The sequence below is a fragment of the Mesorhizobium sp. L103C119B0 genome (assembly GCF_000502235.1).
GTDB lineage: Bacteria > Pseudomonadota > Alphaproteobacteria > Rhizobiales > Rhizobiaceae > Mesorhizobium.
Map to the genome: position 1 here is coordinate 396,102 of NZ_AYXE01000001.1, position 23,470 is coordinate 419,571.

Annotated in this window: 19 protein-coding genes and 2 pseudogenes; 15 read left to right on the top strand and 6 right to left on the bottom strand. The window is 62.5% G+C overall.

All coding sequences use genetic code 11. The annotated features are described in order from the left end of the window. From X728_RS164310 to X728_RS164295, 4 genes are read left to right on the top strand one after another with little or no spacing between them, the layout of a single operon-like run. A complete protein-coding gene (locus X728_RS164310) occupies nucleotides 1-1,572 on the top strand; it encodes an NAD(P)/FAD-dependent oxidoreductase (protein WP_023830415.1) in 1,572 nt (523 codons plus the stop codon). Next, nucleotides 1,572-2,054, top strand: a complete 483-nt coding sequence (locus tag X728_RS164305) for a MarR family transcriptional regulator (RefSeq protein WP_023830416.1) — start codon at nucleotides 1,572-1,574, stop codon at nucleotides 2,052-2,054. The genes X728_RS164310 and X728_RS164305 overlap by 1 nt, the downstream gene beginning before the upstream one ends. Before the next feature lie 44 nt (nucleotides 2,055-2,098). Further along, the gene (locus tag X728_RS164300; protein ID WP_023830417.1) at nucleotides 2,099-4,252 is read left to right on the top strand and encodes an indolepyruvate ferredoxin oxidoreductase subunit alpha; all 2,154 of its coding nucleotides are present in this window, start codon (nucleotides 2,099-2,101) and stop codon (nucleotides 4,250-4,252) included. After that, nucleotides 4,245-5,837, top strand: a complete 1,593-nt coding sequence (locus tag X728_RS164295; RefSeq protein ID WP_023830418.1) for an indolepyruvate oxidoreductase subunit beta family protein — start codon at nucleotides 4,245-4,247, stop codon at nucleotides 5,835-5,837. The genes X728_RS164300 and X728_RS164295 overlap by 8 nt, the downstream gene beginning before the upstream one ends. Before the next feature lie 133 nt (nucleotides 5,838-5,970). Here the strand turns inward: X728_RS164295 and X728_RS164290 are convergent, their stop codons facing one another. Beyond that, nucleotides 5,971-6,867, bottom strand: coding sequence for a LysR family transcriptional regulator (locus X728_RS164290; protein WP_023830419.1), 897 nt, complete (start codon nucleotides 6,865-6,867; stop codon nucleotides 5,971-5,973). A gap of 228 nt (nucleotides 6,868-7,095) precedes the next feature. Between X728_RS164290 and X728_RS01000000166100 the strand changes: the two are divergent. The 4 genes and pseudogenes from X728_RS01000000166100 (at nucleotide 7,096) to X728_RS164280 (ending at nucleotide 10,110) form a co-directional block, all read left to right on the top strand. Further along, nucleotides 7,096-7,906: pseudogene (locus tag X728_RS01000000166100) on the top strand (SDR family oxidoreductase). A 50-nt stretch (nucleotides 7,907-7,956) separates the two neighbouring features. Beyond that, nucleotides 7,957-8,708 (top strand): annotated as a pseudogene (locus X728_RS01000000166105) (glucose 1-dehydrogenase). Nucleotides 8,709-8,740: 32 nt separating this feature from the next. Beyond that, the gene (locus tag X728_RS164285; RefSeq protein ID WP_023830420.1) at nucleotides 8,741-9,340 is read left to right on the top strand and encodes an NADPH-dependent F420 reductase; all 600 of its coding nucleotides are present in this window, start codon (nucleotides 8,741-8,743) and stop codon (nucleotides 9,338-9,340) included. Between the two features lie 137 nt (nucleotides 9,341-9,477). After that, nucleotides 9,478-10,110, top strand: coding sequence for a class I SAM-dependent methyltransferase (locus X728_RS164280; protein WP_023682749.1), 633 nt, complete (start codon nucleotides 9,478-9,480; stop codon nucleotides 10,108-10,110). Nucleotides 10,111-10,380: 270 nt separating this feature from the next. On the opposite strand, the gene X728_RS164275 is transcribed toward X728_RS164280, so the two are convergent. Further along, nucleotides 10,381-10,974, bottom strand: a complete 594-nt coding sequence (locus X728_RS164275) for a DJ-1/PfpI family protein (RefSeq protein ID WP_023682750.1) — start codon at nucleotides 10,972-10,974, stop codon at nucleotides 10,381-10,383. A gap of 157 nt (nucleotides 10,975-11,131) precedes the next feature. Then, nucleotides 11,132-11,830 (bottom strand): GntR family transcriptional regulator, encoded by a 699-nt coding sequence (locus X728_RS164270; protein ID WP_023682751.1) that lies wholly within the window; start codon nucleotides 11,828-11,830, stop codon nucleotides 11,132-11,134. Between the two features lie 175 nt (nucleotides 11,831-12,005). Here X728_RS164270 and X728_RS164265 point away from each other — a divergent pair, with 175 nt between their 5' ends. Genes X728_RS164265 through X728_RS164255 form a run of 3 tightly spaced genes read left to right on the top strand, consistent with a single transcriptional unit; the run spans nucleotide 12,006 to nucleotide 15,568 of the window. After that, a complete protein-coding gene (locus X728_RS164265; protein WP_023682753.1) occupies nucleotides 12,006-13,235 on the top strand; it encodes an iron-containing alcohol dehydrogenase in 1,230 nt (409 codons plus the stop codon). A gap of 60 nt (nucleotides 13,236-13,295) precedes the next feature. Further along, complete coding sequence (locus X728_RS164260) at nucleotides 13,296-14,744, top strand: NAD-dependent succinate-semialdehyde dehydrogenase (protein ID WP_245261818.1); 1,449 nt, start codon at nucleotides 13,296-13,298, stop codon at nucleotides 14,742-14,744. Nucleotides 14,745-14,785: 41 nt separating this feature from the next. Then, nucleotides 14,786-15,568, top strand: a complete 783-nt coding sequence (locus X728_RS164255; protein WP_245266056.1) for an alpha/beta hydrolase — start codon at nucleotides 14,786-14,788, stop codon at nucleotides 15,566-15,568. A 332-nt stretch (nucleotides 15,569-15,900) separates the two neighbouring features. On the opposite strand, the gene X728_RS164250 is transcribed toward X728_RS164255, so the two are convergent. Continuing rightward, complete coding sequence (locus X728_RS164250) at nucleotides 15,901-16,797, bottom strand: NAD(P)/FAD-dependent oxidoreductase (RefSeq protein WP_023830422.1); 897 nt, start codon at nucleotides 16,795-16,797, stop codon at nucleotides 15,901-15,903. Nucleotides 16,798-16,920: 123 nt separating this feature from the next. Here X728_RS164250 and X728_RS164245 point away from each other — a divergent pair, with 123 nt between their 5' ends. Further along, on the top strand, nucleotides 16,921-17,550 hold the full coding sequence (locus X728_RS164245; protein ID WP_023682757.1) for a TetR/AcrR family transcriptional regulator: 630 nt from the start codon (nucleotides 16,921-16,923) through the stop codon (nucleotides 17,548-17,550). Between the two features lie 534 nt (nucleotides 17,551-18,084). After that, nucleotides 18,085-19,260: a zinc-dependent alcohol dehydrogenase gene (locus X728_RS164240; protein ID WP_023682758.1), complete on the top strand. Its 1,176-nt coding sequence runs from the start codon at nucleotides 18,085-18,087 to the stop codon at nucleotides 19,258-19,260. Nucleotides 19,261-20,014: 754 nt separating this feature from the next. Here the strand turns inward: X728_RS164240 and X728_RS164235 are convergent. Continuing rightward, nucleotides 20,015-20,239: a hypothetical protein gene (locus X728_RS164235; protein WP_155922421.1), complete on the bottom strand. Its 225-nt coding sequence runs from the start codon at nucleotides 20,237-20,239 to the stop codon at nucleotides 20,015-20,017. A 1,138-nt stretch (nucleotides 20,240-21,377) separates the two neighbouring features. Here X728_RS164235 and X728_RS164225 point away from each other — a divergent pair. After that, nucleotides 21,378-21,635: a hypothetical protein gene (locus X728_RS164225; RefSeq protein WP_245260390.1), complete on the top strand. Its 258-nt coding sequence runs from the start codon at nucleotides 21,378-21,380 to the stop codon at nucleotides 21,633-21,635. A gap of 284 nt (nucleotides 21,636-21,919) precedes the next feature. On the opposite strand, the gene X728_RS164220 is transcribed toward X728_RS164225, so the two are convergent. Further along, nucleotides 21,920-22,339: a hypothetical protein gene (locus X728_RS164220; protein WP_245266057.1), complete on the bottom strand. Its 420-nt coding sequence runs from the start codon at nucleotides 22,337-22,339 to the stop codon at nucleotides 21,920-21,922. A 464-nt stretch (nucleotides 22,340-22,803) separates the two neighbouring features. On the opposite strand from X728_RS164220, the gene X728_RS0133945 reads away from it, so the two are divergent. After that, on the top strand, nucleotides 22,804-23,403 hold the full coding sequence (locus tag X728_RS0133945; RefSeq protein ID WP_031194629.1) for an EF-hand domain-containing protein: 600 nt from the start codon (nucleotides 22,804-22,806) through the stop codon (nucleotides 23,401-23,403). The last annotated feature ends 67 nt before the right edge of the window (nucleotides 23,404-23,470 follow it).

Consider the following 23,470-nt stretch of genomic DNA (forward strand, 5'->3'; position numbering starts at 1 on the left):
GTGAGCCAGCCGGATCACATCATCGTCGGCAGCGGCATCAACGCGCTGGTCTGCGCGGCGATGCTTGGCGGCAAGGGCGCGAAGGTGCTCGTCCTCGAGCGCAACGACCGCATCGGCGGCTGCATGCGTACCGAGGAGATCACCGCGCCCGGCTTCATCCATGACGTGATGGCGACCACCTTCGTGCTGTTCATCACCTCGCCGGCCTTTGCGGCGTTGGGCGGCGATCTCGCGCGGCACGGGCTGGAGTTCTGTCACACCGGCACGCCAACCGGCGTGCTGCGGCCGGACGGCAGCCATGCCGTGCTCACCACCGACCGCGCCGCCAACGTCGCTGCAATCAATGCGATCGCCCCCGGCGATGGCGACCGGCACGCCGACGATGTCGGCAGCATCGAGCGCAATGCCGGCCTGCTGTTCGGCCTGCTCGGCGGCAGCCTGTGGTCTTATCCGACAGCCAAGCTGTTGGCCGGCGATGCCTGGCGGCGAGGCCCGCGCGGGCTTGCCGCCTTTCTCGGTGAAGCACTGGTGCCGGCGCGCAGCTGGCTGGAAAGCACCTATCGGTCCGAGACAATCCGCGCGCTGTGGGCGCCCTGGGTGCTGCACGCCGGGCTCGGACCGGAAGACGCCTTCTCAGGGCAGATCGCCAAGGTCATTGCCTTCGCGCTGGAAGCGGCCGGGGCGCCGATCGTCAAGGGTGGGGCGAAGACCCTGCTCACTGCCTTCGAAGCTCTGATAAGGGAACGTGGTGGCGACATCCGCACCGGCGCCGATGTCGCCTCGATCGTCCAGAGCGGTGGCCGCGCGACCGGCGTACGGCTCGCCTCGGGCGAAACGATTACAGCAAACAAGAGCGTCATCTGTTCGGTCACGCCGACGCAGCTTTACCACCGGTTGCTCGGCAGCGAGGCTCCCAAGGCCGATGTCGAAGCGACACAGAAATACCGCTACGGCAAAGGCAATTTCCAGATTCACTATGCGCTGAACAAGCCGCCGGCATGGCGCGGTGATGGCCTGGACCAGGTGGCATTGTTGCACCTGACGCCAGGGCTCGACGGCGTCTCGAAAGCCTGCAACGAAGCGGCGCGCGGCATGCTGCCGGACGTGCCGACCATCTGTGTCGGCCAGCCACATGCGCTCGACCCATCGCGCTGCCCGCCTGGCAAAGCAATACTGTGGCTGCAACTTCCCGAGGCGCCCCGTCACATCAAGGGCGATGCTGCCGGCACGCTCCAGGCATCCACCGACGGGCAATGGACCGAGGCGTTGCGCGAAGCCTATGCTGATCGTGCCGAAGCCATCCTGGCCAACCACATCGATGGTTTCAAGGACAGCGTGATTGCGCGACGCGCCTATTCGCCGGCCGATCTCGAAGCGATGAATATCAATCTGGTCGGCGGCGACCCCTATGGCGGGTCCTCGACCATCGACCAGTCGTTCCTGTGGCGGCCGTTCAAGACCAGCCGCAACCATCAGACCGGCATCAAAAACCTCTATCACATCGGCGCGTCCACCCATCCGGGCGCGGGCCTCGGTGGCGGTTCCGGCTTTCTGCTGGCGGGGAGGCTGTGATGGAGCAGAAGGTTCCGGAAAAGCGCCAGCGCATTTCGACGCTTGGCCAGATCGGCCTGCAGCAATTCGCGCCCTATCTGATGAACCGCATCATGGGGCGCTACAACGCCACCTTGCGCGACGATTTCCGCAAACAGGGCCTGACCATTCCGCAGGTCCGCACGCTGGCCGTGCTGTCGGTCACCGACGGCGTCACCGTCAACGACCTCTCGGTCTACACCGTCATCGAGCAGTCGACCTTGAGCCGCACGCTCGACACGCTGGAGGGGCAAGGCTTCGTGCGGCGCGAGCAAGGCGTTACCGACAGCCGCATCCGCCATGTCTTCCTGACCGACGAGGGCCGCGCCGAGTTCACGCGCGCCTGGCCGGCAATGCATGACGCGTTCGAGGCGATGTTCGACGATGTCGACGACGCCGAATACACGGCGCTGATCGCCACATTGCAGAAGATGCTGAAGAACATTCGCAAGCACGACATCTAGACGTTAGGCGCCGGCCGCACCGCCGGCAACGGAAGGTTGGAAAAATGGCCGAACGGTCTTTTGCCAAGGAAGTCGAAAAACTCAGGCTCGGCGCCGGCGAGGAATTTGCCGGCGAAGGCATTCTCGCCATCACCAAGGCGCTGCTGCAATGCGGCGTCGGCTATGTCGGCGGCTACCAGGGCGCGCCGATCAGCCATCTGATGGACGTGCTGGCCGACGCGCAGGACATTCTGGGCGAACTCGGCGTGCATTTCGAGGCGAGCGCCTCGGAAGCCACCGCCACCGCCATGCTGGCGGCCTCGGTGCATTACCCCATCCGTGGCGCGGCGACCTTCAAGTCGACTGTCGGCACCAATGTCGCTTCCGACGCGCTCGCCAATCTCGCCTCCGGCGGCGTCACCGGCGGCGCGCTGATCATCGTCGGCGAGGATTATGGCGAGGGCTCCTCGATCATGCAGGAGCGTAGCCATGCCTTCGCCATGAAAAGCCAGGTCTGGCTGCTCGACCCGCGCCCGAACCTGCCTTCGATCGTCAAGGCGGTGGAGGATGGTTTCGAGCTGTCCGAAGCGTCCAATACTCCGGTGATGCTGCAGGTGCGCATCCGCTGCTGCCACGTCCACGGCCACTTCATAGCCAAGGACAACAAGCGCCCGCCGATGACGGTGGCCGATGCGCTCGACGCGCCGCGCCGCGACACCGGCCGCATCGTGCTGCCACCCGCCTCCTTCCTGCACGAGAAGGAGAAGGTGCAAAAACGCTGGCCGGCGGCGGTCGATTTCATCGCCAGGAACAAGATCAACGAGTTCTTCGGTTCGGACCATGGCTCGGTCGGCATCGTCATGCAGGGCGGCATGTACAATTCGGTCATCCGCGCCTTACAGCGGCTCGGCCTTGCCGACACCTATGGCGAGACGGATGTGCCGCTCTACGTTCTCAACGCCGTCTATCCCCTGATAGACGATGAGTTCCTGTCTTTCTGCGAAGGCAAGCAGGCGGTGCTCGTGGTCGAGGAGGGCCAGCCCAACTACATCGAGCAAGCCTTTGCCGCCATGCTGCACAAGGCCGGGCGCGGCACCAGGCTGGTTGGCAAGGAATATCTGCCGATGGCCGGAGAATATACCGGCCAGGTCATGCTGGACGGCATCGGCGCCTTCCTGCGCGCCGAGGCCGCGCATCTCTTGCCGAGCGAGGTGCGAGCACCGAACAAGGTCGGCGACGGCGTCAACACCGCCGACCTGATCAACATCGTGCCGGGACGTCCGCCGGGTTTCTGCATCGGTTGCCCGGAGCGGCCGATCTTTGCCGCGACCAAGCTGGTCGAGCAGGAACTCGGCAAGCACCACATCGCCTCCGACATCGGCTGCCATCTGTTCTCAATCATGCCGCCCTTCGAGCTTGGCGCCACCACCATGGGCTATGGGCTGGGGCCGGCCTCGGCTTCGGCCTTCAATTCGCCCGACGCCAAACGGAGGTCGATCTCCTTCGTCGGCGATGGCGGCTTCTGGCACAACGGCCTGACCTCCTCGATCGGCAACGCGGTGTTCAACAAGAATGACGGCGTCATCGTCATCGTCGACAATTTTTACTCCGCCGCCACCGGTGGGCAGGACATCCTGTCGTCGCGCGCGGGCAACAAGACCAAGTCGACCAAGCATCCGATCACCGAAGCGGTGAAGGGCATGGGCGTCAAATGGCTGCGCCACATCGACCGCACCTACGATGTCGGCAAGATGCAGGACACGCTGCGCGAGGCGCTGACGACGGAGGAAAAGGGACCAAAGGTCATCGTCGCCTCTTCCGAATGCATGCTCAACCGCCAGCGTCGCGAAAAGCCGCTGGTCGACAAGGCGATCAAGGGAGGGACCCGTGTCGTCAAGCCGAAATTCGGCGTCGACGAGGACATCTGCACCGGCGACCACGCCTGCATGCGGCTGTCCGGCTGCCCGTCGCTGTCGGTGAAATCGCTCGACGATCCCTTGCGTGACGATCCGGTGGCATCGATCGACCAGAGCTGCGTCGGCTGCGGCAATTGCGGCGAGGTGGCGGACGCTGCCGTTCTGTGCCCTTCTTTCTACCGCGCCGATGTCGTGCACAATCCGAGCCGCTGGGACCGCTTCCTCGAATCTGCACGTCGCGCCACCATCGGCCTGATGCAGCGCCGCCGCGAGAGCCGCAGGTTGACGTTCGCCGATGCTTGACCAGGCTTCGCCCTTGCGTCCGAAATCCGGTGCCGCCGATACCGAGCCGGTGATCAAGCTCGCTTTGCTCGCGGTCGGCGGCCAGGGCGGAGGCGTGCTCGCCGACTGGATCACCGATGTCGCCGAGCGCAATTCCTATGTCGCGCAATCGACCTCGGTCGCCGGCGTCGCCCAGCGCACCGGCGCTACGATCTATTACGTCGAGATGGCCCGCGACACCGGCCGGCTGCCGGTCTTTGCCTTGTCGCCTTCGCAAGGCGATGTCGACATATTGATCGCCGCCGAGCTGATGGAAGCCGGCCGCGCCATCATCAGGGGCTTCGTCACGCCCGATCGCACCACGCTGATCACCTCCTCGCACCGTATCGCCGCGGTGTCGGAAAAGATCGAGCCGGGTGACGGCCGGGCCTCGTCTTCCAAGGTACGCGCGACGGCGGAAGCTGCATCGAAACGCTTCATCGCCTTCGACATGGAAAAGATCGCCGCGGACAATGGCTCAATGATCTCGGCCAGTCTGCTTGGCGCGCTGGCCGGCTCCGACGCATTGCCGTTCACGCGTGAAAGCTATGAGCAAGCGATCGGCGCCGGCGGCCGAGGCGCGAAAGCCAGCCTCGCTGCCTTCGCCGTCGCCTACGACCGCGCGCGCGGTACGACGGTCCCCGCGCCAGAGCCGGCAGAACCGGCCACGGTCGAACCCGCTCCGGGTGCAGGGCGCGTGAGCGGTCCGCAGAACCTGCTGCAGGGTTGGCAGGCGCTGGCCGCCCGCATCGACCTGATGCCCGCGGCGGTGCGCGCCATGGCGCTTCGAGGCCTGAGAAAGGTCGTCGACTACCAGGACATCGCCTATGGCCGCGACTATCTCGACCGGTTGGACAAGGCCGTTGCGCTTGATGATCCCGGCCATGCCCATGCATTGTCCATCGCTGCCGCCAAGCACCTGGCCAACGCGCTGTGCTACGACGACATGATCCGCGTCGCCGATCTCAAGACACGTTCGACGCGTGACCGGCGGGTGCGCAAGGAGGTGGGCGTCAAGAACGGCTCCATCCTGCAGGTGACCGAGTATTTCCATCCGCGCATCGAGGAGTTCTGCGGCACTTTGCCGGCGGGATTGGGCAGCTACATCGAGAACCGATCGAAACTTGCAGGCTTTCTCGACCGGCGCATCAATCACGGCCGGCGCATCCGCACCGACAGCTTTGCCGGCTTTGCGGTCCTCTGGTTCATCGGCGGCCTGCGCCGCTGGCGGCGGCGCCTGTTGCGCCACAAGGTCGAGACGGCGCATCTGGAGCGCTGGTATGGGCTGGCGCTCAGCCACGCGCCTCAGGACTACGCGCTCGCCGTCGAAATCTTGAACTGCCGCCGGCTGATCAAGGGCTACAGCGACACCCACCTCCGCGCCCAGTCCAAATTCGATCGCGTGCTGTCGGCGCTCGATCTGGTCAAGGGCCGCGATGACGCTGCCGACTGGATCAGGCGGTTGCGCGAAGCTGCGCTGAAAGACGAGAAAGGCGACATGCTCGATGGCGCGCTGAAGACGGTGGCATCGTTGTCTGATCATGGTGTGGGAAGAGGTCGAGCTTAGGCTGGTACCTCTACGCTACTGCCGCCGTTTCCCTACTCCCACGGGATTCGCGGATTGAACACGCCGCTTCAGGCGATCGCAGCTCGGCTTCCACCCGGATTGCGGGAAGCGTTGCCGGCGGACCTGCCGGGCGTCAGTCGCGCGATATGGACAGCCCCGAGAGAAGCGGAGCGTACGCGGCGAGCCTGCGGGATACGAACTCGGTGAAGAGCCGCACCCGCTTCGTCTTGCGTGTCTCGCCTAGCGTGAGAAGCCAGAGTGTCCCATGCATGGGCACGTCGATCCCCGGCACCCTTACCAGCAGGGGGTCGGCATCTCCGACGAAGCACGGCAGTTTCGTTATCCCAATCCCTTGGTGCGCCGCGATGATCTGCGTCTCGGCGTCAGGTGTCCTGAACGGTACTCCCGTTACGTGAACTTCTCCCTCGCGCGCCCAGTCCGGAATTCCATGATTGTCTATGCCTATCCACCGGATGGGATCAGGCGTGCCCGCACGCCACGCGGCTAGCCGATCGCGAGACATGTAGACGCCGCTGAACAGCTCCGGTCCCTTCAGGCCGTGAAGATTGAGCGGCAGGGTCTTGCGGTCGGCGACAATGCGGATCGCGACGTCGGCCTCTCGGTTGGTCAGATTGGCCAGCTCGCCGGACGACAGGATTTCCATCTCGATGTCGCGATGTAGACGCGCGAAGTCGGCGAGATCCGGCATGAGCAGGTGTGTGGCGAGGAACGGTGGAAGCGTCACCCGCAAAAGCCCGCGCGCGCTCTGGTCACGACCGAAGACTCGCGTCTCCAACTGGTGCGACGACGCTTCCATCTGGGTCGCGAGATCGAGGACCTCTTCGCCGGCAGCCGTCAGGCGGTAGCCGGAAGGCAGCTTTCCGAACATCTGCGCCCCGAGGCGTTCCTCGAGCTGAGCGATGCGTCGCAGCACGGTCGAGTGGTTCACACCGAGGTGCGCGGCGGCAGCACGCACCGAGCCGCCGCGCGCGGCGGCAAGAAAGTAGCGGACGTCATCCCAGTCGATCATGGTGCATTCCTGCGCAGCGAAGTGCGGCTTGCAAAGCCCATACTAACACGATCAGCCGTAGTTCGTGCGGCCGCCGCGGCGTTCAATCATCTAGCTGGATCGTTTTCGCACCAGCGATGTGCGCGATTGCGCACTCACCGCCCGACTTCGGCGAACCCATCTTGAGGCTCTCGCGGGACTTTCCCGTACAGCCAAAGACACGAGACGGCGAAACAAAGGATGCATGACATGAACAGACTGAATGGAAAGACCGCTGTGATAACTGGCGGCGCTACGGGCATCGGCCGCGCCGCAGCCAAGCGCTTTATCGAGGAGGGCGCCTTCGTCTTCATCTTCGGCCGCCGGCAGGAAGCGCTCGACGCAGCCGTGGCCGACCTTGGGCCTAGTGCCCGCGCGGTTAAGGGCTCGGTCTCGGATGAGGCCGACCTCGACCGACTCTACGCTGCGGTGAAGGCCGAGCGCGGAAGCCTCGATATCGTCTTCGCCAATGCCGGGGCAGGAAGCCCGCTTCCGCTCGGCCAGATCACCGCCAGGCACATTGACGAAACCTTCGACACCAATGTGAAGGGTACGATCTTCACGGTCCAGAAGACGCTGCCGCTGATGAGCCAGGGCGGTTCGATCATCCTGACCGGGTCGAGCGCCGGCACCACGGGCGCTCCGGGGTTCACTGCCTATAGCGCGAGCAAGGCGGCAGTGCGCAACCTGGCGCGGACCTGGGCGGAAGACCTGAAGGGCACCGGCATCCGCGTAAACGTGCTGTCGCCCGGAGCGACGGCGACCGAACTCGCGAAGGAGGCGTTAGGCGAGGAAGGCCAGAAGGCCTACGGCGCGATGACCCCGCTCCAGCGCANCGACCGAACTCGCGAAGGAGGCGTTAGGCGAGGAAGGCCAGAAGGCCTACGGCGCGATGACCCCGCTCCAGCGCATGGCCGATCCGGCGGAGATCGGCGCCGCGGCCGCCTTCCTCGCGTCGCCGGACAGCAGCTTCATGACCGCCAGCGAGGTCGCCGTCGACGGCGGCCTGGCTCAACTCTGACCCCCAGCGCGGTCCGTACCTGGCCCGTGCGCAACGAAAGACAAAGAATTATGAAAAAACTCGAAGGCAAGATCGCAGTCATCACGGGCGGAAGCAGCGGGATCGGATTGGCCACAGCCAAGCGCTTCGTAGAAGAAGGAGCGCACGTCGTGATTACCGGGCGAAGAGAGAAGGAGCTGAAGGAGGCCGCAGCCTTCATCATGAAAAACGTTACGACGGTCGTGGGTGACGTGTCGCTCCTGGAAGATCTGGATCGCCTCTATGCCGTCGTGAAGGAGAAATATGGTCATATCGACATTCTCTTCGCCAACGCCGGCGCGGGGACGATCGCACCGCTCGCCGTCGCTACCGAGGCACATTTTGATCAGACCTTCGATGTGAACGTGAAGGGTCTGTTCTTTACGGTGCAGAAGGCCCTTCCCCTATCAAAGACGGCGGTTCGATCATCCTGAATTCTTCAGTGTCGAACGTGTTGGGGCTTCCAGGGTTTAGTACCTACACCGCGAGCAAGGCGGCTGTACGCAACTTCGCGCGCGCTTGGACACTGGAATTCAAAGACCGCAAAATCCGCGTCAATGCAATGAGTCCGGGACCAATCGAGACGCCGGCCTTAGAGACAACGACTGGCCTTACCCCTGAGCAAGCCGAGCAAGCGGCCGCCCAGTTTGCGTCACGGATCCCAATGGGTCGCAGGGGCAAACCAGAGGAAATCGCTGCTGCCGTAACGTTCCTCGCCTCCGATGAAAGTTCTTTCGTCACCGGCGTGGATCTCGCCGTCGATGGAGGCATGGCGCAAGTCTGAGCCCGGCATTAGCACCAGATCGGAGAAGTACTATGAACTATGCAATCGTAGGATTCGGCGATATCGGACAGGCCCTTGCCAAGGCGTTTGCCCGAAACGGCATCGAAGTTTCCGTTGCAACCACACGCGACCCGGAAAGCTTTGCCGCCGATGCGGCCGCGATCGGACCCACCATCATCCCCAAAAAACTGGCGGAAGCCATCAAGGCGGACATCATCTTTTTGGCTGTCCGCTTCGAGGCGCACCCGAATGTTGCTAAGGCGCTCCCCACCTGGCAGGGGAAGACGATCATCGATGTGACCAATGCCTATGGCGTGCCCCCTGAGGAACTGGGAGGACAACCTTCTTCCAAGTTCATCGCGCAGGCCTTCTCTGGCGCAAAACTGGTCAAGGGCTTCAACCATCTGGTCGCCCCGGTGCTTGATCAGGATCCGGCCGTACATGGTGGCCGGAGGGTCGTGTTCTTGGCAAGCGACGATGATGCTGCCGCAACACAGACTGGGGAGCTTGCGGAAAATCTCGGTTTCGCGCCGATCAAGCTTGGCGGGGTGTCGGAAGGTGGCCTGCTGGTCCAGGCGCGCGGAGACAGCTGGGGTCATCTGATCTTCAAGGACTTGGTCAAATTCGACTGACGAGCGCGACGTCCCCACCGGCAAAGAAACCACGCACTCGATCGGAACTCGGATCGGATCAAGCGCGATCCGATCCGAGCAAAATGGAGAAATCACTATGAGCACCGAGAAGAATATCCACTCCTAAGGAGATTTCGATGTACGACCAATCCAAGGTATCCGAGTTAATCCGGTTCGCACGAATCGAGGCGGGCTCCACCGTGATCGACGTCTACCCTGGCGACGGAGACTGGACGCGCCTCTTCTCCGACATCGTCGGATCAGAGGGGCGGGTCTACAGCTTCGTGCCGGCCGAAGTCGCCCACTTCAAGAACGATCCGGTCGGCCTCATGCGGACGCTCGCGAAGGAGCCGGGCCGAGAGAACGTCGAAGCCGCCTCGGCGGATCTCGTCGCGATGCCGGAGGTCACGCCGCCAGCGGATGTCCTATGGCTGCACCTGTTTTACCACGATCTTCACACCGCCCTGGTCCAGAAGAAGGGTGCGACGGCGGCCGACTTCAATCGAGCTGTCTACAAGCGGCTGAAACCCGGTGGGTCCTACGTCATCGTCGACCACGCCGCCGCCGCTGGGTCGGGCACGAGCGACACCCGGTCGCTGCATCGGATCGACCCTGCATTCGTCGGCGAGGAGGTGGAGGCGGCCGGCTTCGTACTGGACGCGGAAAGCACCGTGCTGGTGAATAAGGATGACCCGCACTCGACCAAGGTGTTCGATCCCGCGATCAAGGGCGAGACCGATCGCTTCGCGTTCCGGTTCGTGAAACCCTGACAGCTCCCGGGCGCCGACTTTCATGTCGACCTCTCCAATGGGCCAATCAACTCGGGTTGGCACCCGTCAAGCTGGGAAAGGTCAACGAGGATGGCGCGCTGGTGCACGCACGCGATGCGGCAGCGCTTGAAGGCGTCCGAGGTGATGATGGCACAAGGTTCTGGAGCACACCTGCCGCAGGTTCCTGATCTGAACCTGATGACATGACTGAGTGCCCGCGCCGTTGAGAGAGCCGGCGCATCCCCTCAGGGATGCGCCGGGACAAACGATTCAAGAATGGCGGATTTCCGTTCCCAGCACCTTCAGGCATTCACGGATGAACGCCGCAAGCGCGGTCCAGCCTTTGGCTGAAACCATGGTCCCATCGACATAGGCGTCGGTGGGAGACAGATCGATATAGGTGCCGCCGGCAAGCGTCACCTCCGGCTCGCAGGCGGCGAGCGCCGCCACCTTCTTGCCGCGCACGACGCCGTCGACCGCGATCAGAATCTGGACGCCATGGCAGATCGTGAAGATCGGCTTTTTCGCCTCGTGGAAATGGCGCACCATTGCCTGTATCCGCTTGTCGGTGCGGATGTATTCGGGGCCACGACCGCCGGCGCAATAGACAGCGTCGTACTGGCTCAGCTGCTTCTCGGCGTCGGCAAAGGTCTTGTTGATCAGCGCATTGTGGCCGGGCTTTTCGGTGTACGTCTGATCGCCCTCGAAATCGTGCAGCGACGTCTTGATCATGTCTCCGGCGCTTTTGTCGGGGCACACGACATGAACGGTGTGTCCCACCGCTTCCATCGCCTGCTGATAGACGAAGATTTCATACTCCTCGGTGAAATCACCGGTCAGCATCAGGATTTTTTTGGCTGGCATGTCTTTCCTCTCGGTTTGTTTCAGGGGCGAGGTGCACTGCGCGCCTCCTTCCGGTATCGAAATCGGCTCAGAACGGGGAGTACAATTCGTAGGCGGCAGGCTGGGCGAACAGCGGCGCGCCGCGCTTGAGGGTGCCTCGGACAAGCACATCGCCAGGCTACTCGAACGCAGGCAGGAGCCTGTCCCGCGAATTTTCGATGTGCGCACGCATGGCTTTTTCGGCGGCGTCCGGATCGCCCCCGGCAAAGGCAGCGAGAATAGCCTCGTGCTCGTCGAGCGCCTCTTCGGTCACCCTGGAGTGATACATCAGGCGGAAGATATGGAAGTGGGTATGCTGGTGATTCAGCGTCTCGCGAATGAGTTCGTTCTGGGCGAACTCGACGATCTTGTCGTGGAAGATCGCGTCCTGACGGGCGAAGTTCGAATAGCGCAGGCGTTCGTCCTTGCCGACCCGCCGAGCCATGACGCCGGCCGCCTCCTGCAGCGCGGCAAGGCGCTCGCCGTCCATTGTTGCGGTGGCTTTGGCCGCGGCGGCAGGTTCAAGCAATAGACGCAGCTCGTAAAGCTCGTCGAAGCGCCGGCGGGTGATTTGTGGGGCGGCGCGATAGCCGATCAGGTGGGTTTTCAGAACCAGCCCTTCCCCCTCCAGCCTGCCAAGCGCTTCACGAATGGGGGTATGCGAGACGTTGAATTCCTTGACGAGATTGTCGACGGTGATGCGCGATCCCGGAGCAATCCTCAAAGACATGAGCTGCGCGAAGATTGCTTCGTAAACGTCGCCAGCCAGACTGTTGGCGCGCTGAATACGACCGGTCGCACGGGCTTCATTGTCAACCGTCAGGTCCGTGTTCTGCATCGTTTGCCTCTTGACAGAACCACCCACTAACATGATGCTCCGCGAAACTCAATCCTATATCCTATACGATTTTATTAGAGGGGTATCGCATGATCATGACCTGCAGCGCCGAGGTCGGCCTCTGGCACGAAGCCAAGCCTGTCGGCTTCCAATCCGTCTTCGCAGGATCTTGTGCATGAGCTTGTTTGCAGCGGCGCGCCTGCCGAGCGAGATTCTATTTGGCAAAGGCCAGCGCCATGTCCTGCCTGCCATTGCCGCCAAATATGGACGGCGTGCGTTCGTCTGTACCGATGAGCGCTTCGCGGCGACGTCGCAGTTCGCCGAGATTCTGGCTGGCTTGCACAACGCGGTGATCGAGGCGCTGGTCTTCGACCGAACGCTGCCGGATGTGCCGCGCGACAGCGTCGCCACCTGCATTGCGCAGGCGAAGGATTTCAAGCCGGACATGGTGATCGGCATCGGGGGCGGCAGTTGCCTCGACATGGCCAAATGCGCTGCACTTCTGCTCAGCCACGGCGGCAAGCTCGAGGACTACTATGGCGAGTTCAAGGTACCCGGCCCTACCCTTCCGGTGATCGCAGTGCCGACGACGGCTGGAACAGGCTCCGAGGTGACCCCCGTCGCCGTGATCTCCGACCCGGATCGGACGCTGAAAGTGGGTATCGCCAGTCCGCATCTCATCGCGGCAGTGGCGCTTTGCGATCCGGATCTGACGGTGACCTGTCCACCGTCCTTGACGGCGATCGCCGGCGCCGACGCGCTGACGCACGCAATCGAGGCCTTCACAGCGGCCAAACGCGGCGCCGACCCTCATTTGCCGCAACAGCACGTGTTCATCGGCAAGAGCGCTCTGACCGATCATTTCGCGCTTCTGGCCATCAGGCTGCTCGGCCGCAGTCTGGAAAAGGCATATCGCGACGGATCGGACGAGGATGCGCGCGCCGACGTCATGATGGGAGCGCTGGCCGCCGGTTGCGCCTTCGGTACGGCGGGAACGGCCGCCGCCCATGCGGTGCAGTATCCCGTTGGCGCGCTTACCCACACCCCGCATGGCCTGGGAGTGGCCACGATGCTGCCCTACGTGATGACCTACAATCTGGCCGCAGCAGCCGCGGAGATTGCGGAAGTCGGCACTGCTCTCGGCCTTTCCCATCAGGGCGGCGGCGACGCCGATGCCTTGGCGCACGCCACCATCCGTGAGGTGAGCCGGCTGTTTGGCGCCATCGGCATCACACCGACATTGGCCGAACTGGGTCTTCCCGAAGACAAGATCGACTGGACGGCTGAGCAGGCGCTGGGCATCGACCGGTTGATCAAGAACAATCCCCGCCCGTTCGACCTTACCGCGATGCGACAGCTGGTCAGGGCTGCTTATGACGGCGACATGTCCGCCACCACGATGTGATCGACCAGGAGCTCATCCAAAATGAACATCGCCGCAGGCATATCCGACGAGGATCAAGATATGTTCGACTACGCCACGGTCTCGCACGGTCTCTACATTGGCGGACGCTGGCGGCCCTCATCGGAGGGCCGCGTGATCGAAGTGGTCGATCCCTCGACTGAAGCCGTGATCGCTGCGGTTCCCGATGCAACACTCACTGATGCCGCCGCCGCCGTCGACGCTGCCGCGAAGGCGGCGGCCGGCTGGCGCGAGACCCCGCCACGCAGGCGATCGGAAATCCTGCGACGCTGCTTCGAACTGATGACGGAACGGGCGGAGACGTTGGCCGCGCTGATCTCGCTGGAGAACGGCAAGGCGCTGCGCGATGCGCGCGGCGAAGTCGCCTATGCGGCGGAGTTCTTTCGCTGGAACGCCGAGGAAGCGGTCCGCATCAACGGCGAGTTCGGCCTTGCGCCCTCGGGCGCGAACCGGATCATTGTCGACTACCAGCCCATCGGCATTTGCGTGCTCATCACGCCATGGAATTTCCCAGCCGCCATGGCGACACGTAAAATCGCTCCGGCGCTGGCGGCCGGCTGTACGGTGGTCCTGAAGCCCGCCAGCGAGACACCGCTGACGGCCTATGCGCTTGCGGCGCTCTACGAGGAAGCCGGCGTGCCGCCCGGCGTCGTCAACGTCCTGACGACCTCGACCCCCGGACCGGTGACGGCGGCCATGCTGGCCGATCCGCGCGTGCGAAAGCTGTCCTTCACCGGCTCGACCGGCGTCGGCCGCGTGCTGCTGGCCGAAGCCGCAAAGCACGTCATTTCCTGTTCCATGGAGCTTGGCGGCAACGCACCCTTCATCGTCTTCGACGACGCCGACCTGGAAGCAGCCCTCGACGGTGCGATGGTTGCCAAGATGCGCAACGCCGGCGAAGCCTGCACGGCCGCCAACCGGCTTTACGTCCAGGCCGGCATCCATGATGCTTTCGCGGAAGGCTTGACCAAACGCATGGCGGCACTCAACCTGGGCCCGGGCACAGACTCAGACACAGAATGCGGGCCGATGATCACCAGGAAGGCTGTGCACAAGATCGACCGGCTTGTGCAGGACGCCGTTGCCCGCGGCGCCAAAATCCTGTGTGGCGGCGGCGTATCTGAAGGCAGAGGCTTTTTCTATCCGCCAACGGTGCTCAAGGACGTGCCGGCCGACGCCGCCATGCTCCACGAGGAGATATTCGGTCCGGTGGCGCCGATCATGCGCTTCGACAGCGAGGCGGATGTCATCGCCAAAGCCAATGACACCGAATACGGCCTCGCTGCCTACATCTATACGCGCGACCTGGCCTGGGGGATGCGCGTGGCATCGAAGATCGAGTCCGGCATGATCGCGCTCAACCGCGGCCTGATGTCGGATCCGGCGGCGCCTTTCGGCGGTGTCAAGCAGAGCGGGCTGGGCCGCGAAGGCGGCCAGAAGCATGGCGTTGCCGAGTTCATGGAGGCGAAGTACATCGCCGTGACCCTGTGAGCGGACATCCCGCCAAAGATCCGTTTCGCATTCGCGATCATGTGGTCGAGTTCGACGACATCGTCGCCGAGATCGTTCGCAGAAGCGAGGAGACCAGGGCGAACGTTCCCATGGTCGCCGATGTCGCCTACGGGGCTGACGCCACCGAAACCATGGATCTGTTCTTTCCCGAGGGCAAACGGGACCGCCTGCCGGTGCACATGTTCATCCACGGGGGCTATTGGCGCATGTTCTCCAAGCGCGACTATTCCTACGTCGCCGAGACCGTTACGAACGCAGGTGCGATCGCGGTCATTGTCGACTACGCGCTGATGCCTACCGTCAGGATGGCCAGGATCGTCGACCAGGTGCGTCGCGCCAAGCGATGGGTATTTGACAATGTCGCACACCATGGCGGCAATCCCGGCCTGCTGACCGTTAGCGGTCATTCCGCCGGTGCGCATCTGGCAACAATGCTTTTCGACGGTGACGAGCGGCCTTTCGGCATCAAAGCTGCGCTGCTGCTTGGCGGCCTTTACGACCTGAAGCCATTGCAGATGTCGTTCCTTGCCGCGGAGATCGCGATCACCGACGAGGAGGCCCGCCGATTCTCGCCGATCGACCACAGTTTCGATCCATCCGTGGGCGTAGATATCTCGGTCGGCGCCGATGAAACGCCGCCGTTCCACAGCCAGGCCGCACTCTTCACGGACCACCTTGACACACAGGGACTGACTGTTTCGCGCACCACCCTTGGTGGGGCCAATCACATGAGCAGCGTCCGTGACCTTGGCTTGGCTGGTACCGAGGCCGCGTCACTGCTGGCCCGCGTCGTGGCCGCCTGAGACTTCCGCCAGAAGCGCTGCTGGGCGCGACCGTTCTTCAAAGTAGCGTCGCAGCATCGAGGTGCCGACAGCGGTGGCAAATCTTCCGCCACCGGTCGCCATACCGTAAGCCCGCCGGCGATGTCGACGTCGACGTGGTTCATGCTTTCCAGCGTGATTGAGCTTGATAACCGACGTCGGCGATCGCCGTCATGCAGGCAGCCCAGTTGAGTTCTCAAGGCTGGCCGGCCAAAGACGCCCTTCAGGGGAGAGCGGGCCGACGTTCCGCAACACCGGCCCGCAACCTCAGAATATGATAGCCCGCGGCACCCCGGAGAAGGGAATCTGCGCTCTCACACCAGCATCGACTGCTGGGCGAAGATGCCCGCCATCGCGCCGTGCGATATTGCCAGGGTGACCGATGGCGGCGTGAGGGGGTTGGCGAGGTCGCCCGCGGCGTAGATGCCGGGCATGCTGGTTTCGCGGCGCTCGTCGACCTTGAGGATTACGCCGAGGGGCGTATCGACCGTGGCGAGGCACAGTGATTCATGCAGGCTTGCGGACGGCTTGTTGCGCGAATGCGCGAACAGGATGTCGACCGCGACCTTGGGGCCGGTATCGAGCTTGACGGTGGCGTTATGCCCCCCATGATGGGCGATCTCGCTGATCCGGCCGTCGACGACAGGTATGTTGCGGCGCGCCAGACCGGCCCGGATATCGGGCGAAATGTCGTGACCATCAGCGAAGACCGTCAACCTGTCGGTCCAATCGTGGAACAGCCTGACCTGATTCATCGACTGTGGGCCGGACCAGACGAGGCCCCAATGCTGGCCGGCGACTTCAAAGCCGTCGCAATAGGGGCAGGGCACGATGGACGTGCCCCAACCTTCGGCAAAGCCCGGAACATCAGGCATCTGGTCGGCGACGCCATAGCTCAGGATCAGCCGGCGCGCGCCGAGGCTTCCGCCATCGCCAGTGAGGACGGAGAAATCGTCGATGGCCCCGGAGAGGCTGTCGGCCCGGGCATTGACCAGCTTGATCGTGGGATAGCGCGCCAGCTGCCGCCGCGCCTCGGCCAGGATGTCCAGCGGTGGCTTGTGATCGTGGCCGAGCAGGCCATGCGAGTGGCCGGCGAAGCGGTTGCGCGGCAGGCCGGTATCGAGAACGGTGACCTTACGGCGGGCACGGCCGAGTTGCAGGGCACCGGCGAGACCGGCAAAGCTGCCGCCGATGATGATGACGTCATCCATGATGGGCTCCGTGTTGTGGATGAGGGGCTGGTTGGACCAAACCTACCCATCGGCTTGCGCATTTCAGAAACTACATGGTATCGTAATCCAAGAATTAGGATACTGTCAAGGACTGGAATTGTCGTGACCGAAAATAGCCAGGGCCGGCGCGGCCGACCCGCCAACGAGGCGCTTGGCCAAACGATACTCGACGCTGCGTCCGAACTCTTTGTGGAATTGGGTTTTCAAGCGACCACATTGGACAAGGTCGCCCAGCGGGCGAAGATATCTAAACTCAGCATCTATCGGCACTTCGAGAACAAGGAGGCGCTGTTCAGCGCGGCCATCGCGTCCGGCTGCCATCAGTTGTTTGCACCACAGGCCCTTCTTGAAGGCGTCGGCGGTTCGGTCGAGGATCAGCTCATGGCGGTGGGATCATCCCTACTTCGCACGCTGTTGAGATCAGATGTCCGCAATGTCGAAGCCATGGTCATGGCCGACCAGACGAATCCAAAGTCCTTAAGCAAGCTCCATTACGAAGCCGGCCCCGCCAATGTCATCGCCCAAATCGAGGCCCTGTTGCGTCAGTTGCACGCGAAGGCGGTTCTGAACGTGCCCGATCCTCTCCGGTCCGCCCGCTTGTTTGCCGCGCTTTTCAAAGGATCCGATCTCCTGATTATCGCACGCTTCGATGACGCGAGAGCAGCGGACGACAACGAAATCGAATCCTATTGCCGGTCGGCCGTCGCCATGTTCATCGCTGCGCACGGCTAGCAGTCCGCCCTGCCCGCTAATCATTGTATTTCTGCGAAATACTCCGCTAGAGCCGCCGTCGCGATGGCGCCCATCCACCTCATGTCGATCGCGTCGGTCGGGCTGCGCGCCCGCCGGTGAGCGGCATCTCCTACCTGCTCCGGTCACAGCGCTGACCCTTGAGCGCCTCGGCCGACCTGTGAGGGCGAGGAAGAGAATGCCGGTTATGGCCGCGAGAATCGAGCAGATGAGGTGTCGATCGCCGCGAAGGGACACCTGCGGACGGACCTTCTTTGGTACACTTGAGTACGTCCATTCGTGGCTCGGGCTCCGGCGGTTCGTGCCCCGACGCGCCCGCGAAGGCCGCTGGTGCCCGCGACAGATCCTTCCAAGGTGCGGGTCTGGAATGGCCCAAAAATTCTCTCGAGCTCCCGGAACATCGGTCCGCCCCTGTGGTTCGACAAGCAGCGGCACAGTCGATCCAACCAGGCATCGGCCCGCTTAGGACAGGCGCGAGGTCCCTACCCACAGATCTTGCGAAAATAGGAGCAAGCTATGCGAGCGTTGGTCTGGCACGGCAAGGAAGACATACGCTGCGATCAGGTTTCGGATCCGGAAATTGAGGATGAACGTGACGCGATCATCAAGGTGACGAGTTGTGCCATATGCGGCTCCGACCTTCACCTCTACCACAACTATGTGCCAGCCATGCTGCCCGGCGACATCATGGGCCACGAGATGATGGGAGAGGTCGTCGAGGTCGGCAAGGGCGTCAACGGCGCTCTGAAGGAGGGAGACCGCATCGTCGTGCCGTTCACCATAATCTGCGGTGAGTGCGACCAGTGCAAGCGACAGAACTTTTCGGTTTGCGAACGCACAAACCGCAAGAAGAATCTCGGTGACAAGGTGTTCGGGCACACCACCGCGGGTCTGTTCGGCTACACTCATTTGACCGGCGGCTATCCCGGGGGACAGGCGGAATACATGCGTGTGCCGTTCGCCGATGCCACGCACGTAAAGGTGCCTGACAGCCTTACCGACGAGCAGGTTCTCTTCCTCGGCGATATTTTTCCTACCGGATGGCAGGCGGCGGCACAGTGCGACATTGAGCCCACCGATACGGTTGCGGTGTGGGGCTGCGGCCCAGTCGGGCAGATGGCCATACGCAGCGCCCTGCTGCTCGGCGCGAAACAGGTGGTGGCGATCGATTGCCTGCCGGAGCGGCTTTCCATGGCCGCGGCCGGCGGCGCCATCGCCATCAATTTCGCCGAGGAAAGTGTCGTCGAACGACTGCGGGAACTCACCGGCGGAAAGGGCCCGGAGAAGTGCATCGATTGCGTCGGCATGGAAAGCCACGTCTCGCTGGCCCAGCCCGATACCGTCTACGATCGCGCAAAGCAGTTGATGCTGATGGAAAATGATCGACCGCACGTTTTGCGTGAGATGATCTATGTCTGCCGGCCGGCCGGCGTGATCTCGATCCCCGGCGTCTACAGCGGGCTGGTCGACAAGATTCCGATGGGACAGGCAATGAACAAGGGGCTCACCTTCCGAATGGGGCAGACCCATGTCAACCGTTGGACCGAGGATCTGTTGCGCCGCATCGAAGATGGCCAGATCGACCCATCCTTCGTCATCACCCATACCGTGGGGCTCGAGCAGGGACCCGAGATGTACAAGGTGTTTCGCGACAAGCAGGACAGCTGCATCAAGGTTGTACTGAAACCGTAGGGAAATCGTCATGAACGTGATTGCCAAACTTACCAACATCACCCGATCGCCTGGCGATCCCAAAGTGCTGAAGACTGGGCAGAGTGCGGTCGCGGCCTCCGATGGCCTTGCCCGCAAGCTCGGCTGGTTCAGCATCGCGCTTGGCGTCGCCGAGCTGGTTAGCGCCGAGCGGATTGCCGGCGCGCTCGGCATGCGCGGCAAGGAAGANACATGACGCTTGACCGTATGCTCGCTGAGCCTCAGCTCGGCGGCGATCGCGACATTGCTGACAGCGTATCGGCATGGCAACCCAAAGCGCGATAATGTGGGCCTTGCGCTTGCGATGGTCGCCGGCATCACATTGCTCGACATCATCGGTGCGAAAAGCGTGACCGCGCGCCACTCTCGGAGCGGGACCAAGCCACGCGATTACAGCGATCGAAGCGGCTTTCCCGGAGGCACTGCCGCAGCCCGCGACCGTGCCCGCTCGCAGCGCAGCCAGGAGGCCGGCACAGCCTGATAGAGATTTCCGAACCCTGGCGCCATGCGACCTGGACAGGTGGCATCTCGTCAGGCCCTAACGCCAGAGGTGGTAGCTCTCGGCGAGCCGAGTTTGCTGGAACAGAGTGGACCGTCGCGCGGCCGTTCTCGCCGTCTCCTGGGTCACCGCCGCGCATGGGTTGTGTGGCCGGTGCGTTAAAGGCACGAAGCAAGCAGCGATCCGACCGGCGTCGAGCCTTCCATGTCTCTTGCCTTGGCAAGGTTCCGGCGATCCTCAGGCCGAGCCGCGTTCGGGAAGCTCGGTCTCTTCCGCCACCCCTTTCCGCAGGTCTCGGCGCAAGCGTTCCGCTTCGTCGGAATTATTATCGTCGTCTGTCCGCTCGAGTTCGCGATCGATTGTCTCGCGCGACCCCTCTGCCGGATCCTGTTGCGGAGATGTGTTCGGGCCGGTTTCGATCTTGCCGTCGCCGGGAACGGTGCGGTCGCGAGACTTCGTCATCTTCAGCTTCCCTTTCATCTGTCATCTGCCTCGGCATGTCCGATGGCATGAATTTTGGCCGCTTCCCTGCCGAACCGGATCGTCGACGCTTTGTTCCGGGAAAGCCCCCGCAGGTTCGTGCTGGTCGGCCCCGGGGCATTGGTCGATGCCCTTGCCGGGAAGCATCCTATGCCAACGAGGTCGGCGGCAGCCTCATCGATGTCGTTATCAACATGTGGGCTGTGAAGGCGTTTTCGGCCCGGACACGCGAGCACGCCAGGCTCGCGGCGAGTTTTCGAACCGAAGCAGATGCGCAGCGTAACAACTGGATGTATACGGAAAAGGCTGCCTCATCCACGACATCGCGCTTTCGGTAATGGCCGGCGGCATGCTCGCCTGGGCGGTCCGGCAGCTGGTAGCGAACTGGTCGTAGGCCTTTGCAAAGCCGCGTCGATGAAGCGGGTGCGGTAGCGCTGGTCGGTGTAGCGTCGAGGCATCTGTCAATCGGAGACAAGCGCGACCGCTTTTGGGACCTCACTGTTTTTTCCACCGGGCTCGACATCTCACTATCATAGTTGATTGTGGCTGCCGGTGACCCTGCGTAATGGATAGCCATTCCAACTCTCCAACAGGAAAACGGTATGTTGTATCCGGGTCGGTTTTTGGGGCCAAGCGACATTGAGATGCTCGCCCAGGTTTGTCACACGGTCTGCAAAGAGCGCGCCCTACCTCTTGCTTCGCAGAACGGAGAGCGCATAGCCGCGCACATACTCAAGCTGTTTATGAACGGCTTGATTGGGCAGAATGAACTGCTCGATGCCGAGAGGAACTGGGCTCTTCGGCTTGACCGTTCGGTCCAGCAGACGATGTCAACTACGCGCACATGAGAGGCCGCGGGACCCAGTTTGGTTCTTACAGCCGAACACCCGCCGCTATCTGAGATATGTTGCGGGGTTTTCTTCGCCGCGGAGTGATCCGATACAGTGCGCGGAAATCATGGCAATCCTGTTCGCAGTGATTCTATTGAGCGTAATCGCAGTCGCATTCTTGGTCGTCGGAAAGCCGCCAAGGCCAGTTGGGAACAAACCTGACGTTTAAGCGTTTGTAGAGCCCTTCCACCGGGCAACTCACCGAAATGCTTCTTGCCGTGCATGATGCGATGTCGACGGCCGTTTTGGCGGGCAGGAGCGCCAATGCGGAAATAGTAGGCGTGGTCGACCTCACCAACAAAGCTGAGGTCGACATCGGCATCACCAGCTTGGGAAGAGCCATCCAGTTCGTGGCCAACGCCTCGGTGCTTGGATACGACATTCGCGGCGCCATGGTCTTCTATGGCGCGCCCGGTACCCCGAGCCTAAGGGCGAGAGAGTGCGAGCGCTTGTGGGCGCAGTTTGGCGGCGCGCTTCTACAGCCGTAGCTCTATCAGGACGTTCGCCCCGCCCATTCTTGGTATGAACGCGTACGGAACTGAGGCGCTACCCAGCCGCAGCGGGAATGGCTCAGTGGTAGCTCTAGCTTGGCGACCGCACTAAGCAGCTTTTCGGTGATGGGCTTTGAGCGGCTGAGCCAGCGTGAGAACGTTCGGCCGCATATCTGCCGGTGCCTGCTTTCATGTGACTGGGCGGGGCTATCGGGGAGCCGGGTTGACCACTGGGCCCTTAGCCGAGGGAAGCAAAGTACGGCAACCTCGCTCTTTGCTGGCTAACATCCTTCCGCTCTCAGGGACCGGACCATGCGCACAACAACAGAATCATACGGTTTCTTTTCGGATTTCCGATAATTCATTGTGAAAAGCGCGGCACGCTCGTTGCAGACCATAATTGCACGGACATAGCGAATCTCACCATTCTTGACCCCGGAGTAGCTGGCCCATTTCGGGGCTATGCGCCGATAGGTCAGTCGCCAACCGGCCTTTTCGTCCTCGATCATGCGATGTTCAATCTCGGCGCGAAAACTTGCTTTGCCCAGTCGCGCGCCCCAAACGACCAGAAACGCGTCTCTTGGGCCCTGAAAAGCCGCGCCCTGCTCCGAATTCTGGGTCAGGACGAAATTCGGAGGAATATCGAAACTAAAGCCAAGCTGTCGGACGCCGAAGGGCTGCCACGCCTCGGCCTGAAGCAACGTGGTCCAAAAGAGAAAAACTGTAAGTCCCAGCAGTAGGCGTCGCATTGCTCTGATTTAGCGCTGGCTAACATGGTGTCCAGACGGACAGAGGTCCGTGACATAAAAAATATGCATTATGGCCGCGCAGCATATGGACGCGGGATTCGCTATTGACGGCTTGCGGTCGAAACGGCTTCCGTCCCACGAAAGGAGAGGACGCAGAGGGAATTGGTGCGTCGGTATGATCGACTGGCAGAAAATTGGCGAGGCCGAATGTCCAACGTTCATTGCCCGCAAAAATGGGCGCCGGCTTCCTCTTGTGCCTAGGGAAGAAGAGCCGAAATTATTCCCTGACGAAGACCCTGATCTACCTCAGACGGGGGGCATGCCCTGTAACTTCGCCGTGACCTGATCCCCTTCGGGGAACAATCAGATCGAGCTCCAGTTTGGCCTTCCAAGCGAAGGCACTGATGGAGCATGCCATGAGATTTCCACACAGCACGACGGCCGCGGCCGCCGTTTTCATTGCCCTGACCTCCCCCGCGCTCGCCCAGACAAGCGGAACACCATCACCCTCGACACCTGCACCCGCTCCGGCAACCGAACCGCCGGCCGCCGGACAGTTGCCGGATGCGACCGGACAAGCGGATGGACCAACACGCGAAATGATCCGCCAGATGGTTGAGCAAGCTGTCCGTGAGCGACTGCAGCAGGATCGCGGTTCCGAAGAGGGTTTCCGCGAGGAAGATAGTCGCAACTATCAAGGCGATCGCAACGAGGATGCTGACCGCCACGATGAAGATGGCGACCGTTGGCAGAACCACGGTGGCCGCGATCGTGGACACAGAATGGCTGGACGCTGGCATCATCAGATGATGCGCGGTGCCGGCATGCGACTGATGTTCGGTCTGTTGGACACCGATGGCGACGGATCGGTGTCCGAGGACGAGGTTAAACGCGCGGTGGGCAGGATGTTCAGTAGCATTGACGAGAATGGTGATGGCAAGATCGATGTGAACGAGATCCAGTCCTTCATGCATGGCTCCAGCATGCATGGCACTGATAGCGAGGACACGCCGTAGCTGTCTTCAAAGGGCCCTCCCTCGGACAAAGCGGGCGCGTGGCGGCCGATCCCGAAGCGGTGACTCT